The sequence below is a fragment of the Chitinophaga sp. genome (assembly GCF_036569125.1).
Taxonomy (GTDB): Bacteria; Bacteroidota; Bacteroidia; order Chitinophagales; family Chitinophagaceae; genus Chitinophaga.
Map to the genome: position 1 here is coordinate 1 of NZ_DATCRF010000653.1, position 3,323 is coordinate 3,323.

Annotated in this window: 2 protein-coding genes and 1 pseudogene; 1 reads left to right on the plus strand and 2 read right to left on the minus strand. The window is 48.8% G+C overall.

Translation table 11 applies throughout. The features are described 5' to 3' along the window. Both VIM87_RS24500 and VIM87_RS24505 read right to left on the minus strand, forming a co-directional pair. The coding region (locus VIM87_RS24500; RefSeq protein WP_331999538.1) for an ABC transporter ATP-binding protein at window positions 1–991 on the minus strand (991 nt) is incomplete at its 3' end. After that, window positions 972–2,729 (minus strand): ABC transporter ATP-binding protein, encoded by a 1,758-nt coding sequence (locus VIM87_RS24505; RefSeq protein ID WP_331999539.1) that lies wholly within the window; start codon window positions 2,727–2,729, stop codon window positions 972–974. The genes VIM87_RS24505 and VIM87_RS24500, both read right to left, overlap by 20 nt. Window positions 2,730–3,045: 316 nt before the next feature. Here VIM87_RS24505 and VIM87_RS24510 point away from each other — a divergent pair. Then, window positions 3,046–3,323 (plus strand): annotated as a pseudogene (locus VIM87_RS24510) (amidohydrolase family protein); the annotation flags it as partial.

The following is a 3,323-nucleotide window of genomic DNA, read 5'->3' on the forward strand; positions in this document are numbered from 1 at the left end:
TAAGGATCTGTGAGATGCGGTCCCAGCCGGCCAGCGCTACCTGGAAGTTAGCCCAGAGCACAGAAAGCTGGCGTATAGGATTATAAAAGTTGGTGACGTATGCAAAGAAGCTGATGAGCATTCCAATCGTGAACTGCCCGGTAGCTACCAGGTAAATGCCATACGTAAGCACGGTTAGCTGCGCCAGCTGCGCGCATAAGCCAAACACCGGCATAAATACGTTGTTGGCCATGCCAGCACCAATAGCAGTACCGTAGTTCTGCTTATTCACCTCATCAAAACGTTTCCGGAAATAATCCCGCCGGTTAAAGGCGATGATCACTTTAAAGTTGTTCAGGCTTTCCTGGATCTCTGCGCTCATGCTGCCGGTGCTTTTCATATTGGCGGCATTTTTCCTGCGCACCCAGGGCGAGATCAAACGGGTGAATACCAACAACGAAAGCGCCGGCACCAGCGCAGCCCCGCCCAAACGCGGATGAATAGACAGCAGGAAAATACCGGAACCCGTCATCAGGAATATATTGCTCACAAACTGCAGCAGGTACTGCGAAAAGAACTGGTTCACCTTATCCGTATCATTATTGATACGGGAAATAAGATCGCCGGTTTTGTTCTGGTTAAAGAAAGCTACAGGCAGCTCCTGCAGCTTGGCAAACACCGCGTTGCGCAGGTTAAACAGCATGCGCTGGCCTATACCGCCCATCAGGCGGGCCTGCAGGTAGTTGGCTATAAAGGCTGCGGTATATACCAGTAACAACAATCCGCAAAAGAGCAGCACATTGTGGTATTGATGGTTTTGTATAAAATGATCGATCGTATAGCCGATGATGATAGGCCCCGTAAGGTTTAATCCCGAGCTGACGATAATAGTGAAAAAAGCCAGCAGCAAGGTTTTTTGCTCCGCTGCCAGGAACCGGAATAACTTTTTCAGCGCCGAAAGGGTGCTGGTTTTCTGTGCCGGATCAGCAGTGCTATTTAGATTGTAATTCATAGTGATTGGTGCTGCGTTGTGATTGATAGATCTGTACATATTCCGGACAGCTTTGCATCAGTGTTTCGTGGGTGCCGGAAGCCACAATTTCGCCTTCCATCAGTAATATGATCTGGTCATAATGCTCAATGGAGGCAATCTTTTGCGTTACGGATACCAGGGTAAGGTCCGGGTAATATAAGGACAGGTTTTGCAGGATCTGTTGTTCCGTGCTGCTGTCCACCCGCGCGGTAAAATCATCCAGCAATAAAATTTTCGGATCAATGGCCAGCGCACGCGCCAGCATAATGCGTTGTTTTTGTCCGCCGGAAAGGCTGGTGCCGCGTTCAGATACCATGGTTTCCAGCTGCTGCGGCAGTGCATCCGTAAAGTCTTTCAGCGCAGCAGTGGTAATAGCGCGTTCCATAGCATCTGCCGTTACGCTGTCGTTGAACGCAATGTTCTCCCGCAGGCTTATGTTGAAGATAATGCTGTCCTGGAACACCATGCCTATTTGCTTGTGCAATGCATCGCGGTTATAGGTGCTCAGCTCATGCCCGTCATAAAGAATGGTGCCGCTATCCGGCTTACCCAGATTGGTGAGCAGGTATAACAGCTGTGTTTTACCTGCTGCTGTTGGGCCAATGATAGCTGTTTTTGTACCGGCTTTTACGGAAAAGGAAATATCCTTTAATACCGGTTTACCTTCATACTGCAGGTGCAGGTTTTGTACGCTGATGTCGCCGCGGATAGCTTCTGTTACCGTACCGGTTTCCACGGCATCCGGCATGGATAATACCATTTGCACGCGCTGGTAGGCAGCGGTGGATTGTGCGATCACGTTACTCATAATACCGATCAGCACAATGGGAAAAATGAGAATGGCAAGATAGCTGTTAAAGGCTGCAAGGTCGCCCAGGGTCATGCTGCCGCTGATCACAAAATGCCCGCCCAGCGCCAGGATGGTTACAATGGCTATACCGGCAATAAAGGAGATCACCGGTATCAGCAGGGCATACAGCCGCATAATGTCCAGGCCAATGTTCCTGGCATCTGTATTGGCAGTATAGAATTTATCGTATTCCAGCAGCTGCGCATTCAGCACCCGTATCAGGGCGGAACCCAAGATACTTTCCGTGATCACTTTATTCAGCCAGTCGGTGGTAGCCCTTACTTTCAGGAACAGCGCCCTCATTCTGCCAAACACCATTACAAAGGTGATGGTGATCATCGGGATGATCATGAGCACGGCCAGCGCCAGTTTCCAGTTGATCTCCATTAACAAAATGGCGGCGCCTATGATAATAACCACGGAAGATGCAATAGAGGATACGGCCTGTGAAATGAACAGCTTTACTGTATCAATATCCGCCGTGAAGTTGGTGAGCAGCTTGGCCGGGTTGCTTTCCTGGATCTGTGCATAGCTCTGTCCCGATACTTTTAAGGCCAGGCGGGTGCGCAGGTCGCGGGCCACCCGTTCAGAAGCATAGGTTTGTACAATGTTCTGCAGGTACGTAAAAATGAAAATGAGCACACTGGCGCCGGCAAAGTAAATGAGAATAGGTTTATACACCAGCTGCCCTTTGCCAAAGGAATCGATCCCGTAGGCAATAATGCGGGGTATAACCAGGTTTAACCCGTTACTGAGAAGCGCCAGCAATACCAGCAACAGCACCATTCCCCGGTAAGGCTTAATAAGGGCGGCTATTTTGGGAGGTTTGTTTCCGGCAGGTGTGGTGCTTCCGTTGGCTTTTTTCATAGTTGATCTGAATGAGGGTATTAAGGCATGACGGATTGACCGGCAATTATATTTTAAAAGTAGAAAAATATTATGGGTTCTTAAGAGTGAAGTATAATTAAGCCGTAATTACGTCATAACTAACCCATAGATAATCCATCTCTTATAAGGGATGGGACATATATGGCTCAGATATGGAGTATATATGGAGTATATATGGCTTATCTGACAAATGACGTAGGCAAATGCGCCACGCTTTCATGATGTGGTGCACATTTTTCAGTACTCCTTAGGTCTGTGCAGGATGAGTTGTTATCTTGTAATAACAATCCCTTTTATGCGCCTTATTTGTTTGATCTTATGCTTTTACTGTAGCCGGCTAATAGCCCAGCCCATAGATACCGGCTACATCCTGCTGCAGCCCATGCAGGTATTTGACGGCCACACCCTGCAAAAAGGCTGGCAGGTGCTGGTAAAAGGAAATACCATTGCAGCCGCCGGTCCGGCCGGTTCTTTCACTGTACCGGCGCAGGTGCGCACTATTAACCTGCCGCAGCAAACCTTGCTGCCGGGCTTAATAGAGGGGCATACACATATGTTCCTGCACCCTTATAA